The sequence below is a fragment of the Micromonospora sp. NPDC049799 genome, assembly GCF_040656655.1.
In the GTDB taxonomy this organism is placed as follows: domain Bacteria; phylum Actinomycetota; class Actinomycetes; order Mycobacteriales; family Micromonosporaceae; genus Micromonospora.
Genome location: NZ_JBFAMU010000632.1, coordinates 1 through 2,581, shown reverse-complemented (window position 1 = coordinate 2,581; position 2,581 = coordinate 1). Strand labels below are relative to the sequence as shown.

The 2,581-nt window shown below is 75.0% G+C and carries 3 protein-coding genes and 1 pseudogene; all 4 read right to left on the bottom strand.

Translation table 11 applies throughout. The annotated features are described in order from the left end of the window. Nucleotides 1-277 (bottom strand): DUF998 domain-containing protein (locus AB0I76_RS27510; protein WP_357041328.1); only part of this gene is annotated, 277 nt, incomplete at its 3' end. Between the two features lie 111 nt (nt 278-388). Then, nucleotides 389-1,663, bottom strand: a complete 1,275-nt coding sequence (locus AB0I76_RS27505; protein ID WP_357041325.1) for an RNA polymerase sigma factor — start codon at nt 1,661-1,663, stop codon at nt 389-391. Nucleotides 1,664-1,723: 60 nt separating this feature from the next. Then, nucleotides 1,724-2,170 carry a deaminase gene (locus AB0I76_RS27500; protein ID WP_357041323.1) on the bottom strand — a complete coding sequence of 149 codons (447 nt, stop codon included), beginning with the start codon at nt 2,168-2,170 and terminating at the stop codon, nt 1,724-1,726. A gap of 87 nt (nt 2,171-2,257) precedes the next feature. Beyond that, nucleotides 2,258-2,581: pseudogene (locus tag AB0I76_RS27495) on the bottom strand (hypothetical protein); the annotation flags it as partial.

The following is a 2,581-nucleotide window of genomic DNA, read 5'->3' as shown; positions in this document are numbered from 1 at the left end:
GCGTGCGCCGCATGCCGACCGCGCCGGCCAGGGCGAGCAGCCCGGCGCCGACGAAAGCGGCGATCTGGATCCAGCCGAGGTCGCCGAGCGCGAGCAGGCTGAGCGGCTGCCTGCCCAGGTCGAAACCGTCGCGGAGCAGGACCTGCGCGCCGGCCACCACCGTGAACACCGGTCCGGCGGCCGCTCCGGCGGCCAGCAGGGCCCGGTTGGTCGTACGGTCGGAGGCAACGCCCGCCACCGCGGACCGGGCGGGGATCGCGTTCGCCGTCGTCGTCATGGGGATCTCCTCGTCTGTCCGGCCGGTCGCCGGTTGCGGTGCCGGCAGGTCCGGCTCTCACTGACGCGTCGAACGACCGGACGCGGATCCGACACCGCCGCCGAAGTTCTTTCAGCGGGTCGGCGCGACCCCCCGCGCGCAGTCGGCGGCGCGGTCCCGCAGCAGGGCGATCTCCCGCTCGTTGCCGGTCATCGTGGCCGCCCGCTCGAACTCGGCGCGCGCCTCGTCGTAGCGCCCCAGCTTCGCCAGCAGGTCGCCGATCACGCTGGGCAGCAGGTGGTACCCGGCCAGCGCCGGCTCGTCCACCAGCGCCCGCGCCACCGACAAACCGGCGGCCGGGCCGTCGGCGAAGGACACCGCGACGGCCCGGTTCAGCTCCACGACCGGCGACGGGGCGACGCGGGCCAGCTCCGCGTAGCCGGCGGCGATCCGCGCCCAGTCCGTCTCGGCCGGCGTACGCGCCCGCGCGTGGCACGCCGCGATCTCCGCCTGCAGGACGTACGGGCCGGGTTGGTCGGTGTGGGCGCGGGCCCGGTCCAGCGCGGCCAGGCCCCGCCGGATGAGCAGGCGGTCCCAGCGGCTGCGGTCCTGCTCCAGCAGGAGGACCGGCTCGCCGTTGGCGTCGGTGCGGGCGGCGGTCCGGGACGCCTGGATCTCCAGCAGCGCGGCCAGGCCGTGCACCTCGGGCTCGTCCGGCATGAGGCCCTGGAGGATGCGGGCCAGTCGCAGCGCGTCCGCGCAGAGTTGCGGGCGCATCCAGTCGTCGCCCCGGGTGGCCGAGTACCCCTCGTTGAAGATCAGGTAGACGACCTCCAGCACGCTGCCGAGCCGCTCGGCGCGCTCGGTCGGGCCGGGCACCTCGAACGGCACCTTCGCGTCGGCGAGGGTCTTCTTCGCCCGGGTGATCCGCTGCCCGATCGTGGTCTCCGGCACCAGGAAGGCGCGGGCGATCTCCTCGACCTTCAACCCGCCGATCACCCGCAGCGTCAGGGCGGCCCGCGCCGGTGGGGTCAGCACCGGGTGGCAGGCGGTGAAGACCAGCCGCAGCAGGTCGTCGGTGATCGGCTCGTCCAGCGCCGCGTCGAAGTCCGGGGTGAACGCGTCCTCGCCCAGCTCGTGGCCGAGCTCGGTGACCTTGCGGTCGAGCAGTGCGCGGCGGCGCAACCCGTCAATTGCCTTCCGCTTCCCGACCGCCGTGAGCCACGCCCCCGGGTTGGTCGGCACGCCGTCGCGCGGCCAGCTCTCCAACGCGCTGACCAGGGCGTCCTGCGCCAGCTCCTCGGCCCACCCGACGTCCCGCACCATGCCCGCCAGCGCGGCGACCACCCGGCCGGACTCGATCCGCCAGACCGCCTCGACCGTACGGTGCACCTCCGCGACCCCCATGACCGCCCATCACAGCAGGCCAGGCCCGGTCAGGCAACGTCCGGGTCGCGCGGGTCGGGCTCACCCGGTGAGGTGGTGGTTGACCTCCCGGACTCCCGGGCCCAGGGCGGGGATCTCGACGACCTCGATCCCGGCGTCCCGCAACAGCTCGGCCCCCTCACAGTGGGCGAGCACCGGCGGTTCCCGGAGGGCGAAGACGACCCGACCGATCCCCGCGGCGATGATGAGGTCCGTGCAGGTGCGGGGCCGGGAGCGCCGGCTGCTGCACGGTTCCAGCGACGAGTAGAGGGTCGCGGCGCCGAGGTCGAGCGACCGGCCGGCGAGCCGGGCCAGGGCGACCTCCTCCGCGTGGACGCGCGGGTCGGTCTCCCGGGAGTGGCCACGGGCCAATTCCGTGCCGTCGGCCGCGACCACGATCGCCCCGACCGCGTACGCGGTGACGGTCGGCGGGCAGCGTCGGGCCAGCTCCACGGCCTCGCGGAGCCAGCGATGGTCGTCGCCGCGCATACGCCTCCTCGGACCGCCGACGCCGGTCAGCATCACATCCTTCGAGGACGGTCGGCTGCCCCGTGCCGGCGACCGGCCGGAGGAGCGTCAACTCCGGAACGTGTGGCGGACGCCGCCGTGTTCGCCGCACGCACGGGGACTGCCCCCGGCCAGGCTGACCGAGCCGTCGCCGCACTCCACCAGGTACCCCCGGCCGGACCAGAACTCCGGCACGCAGTCGAAGTGGTCGCACACCTCGGCGGCGGGCCTGCGGATCCGGGTGCCGTCGCAGAAGCCGTACCCCAGCGGGTTCTCCGGCGCGCCGCAGAACCGGTCCCGGGCCGGCGACGGCGACGGCGCGGCGCGCTTCGGTCGGGGAGATAGTACCGGCCCGCGAAGTCGAAGGTCTTCCCGGGCGGCGTCTCCCACAGG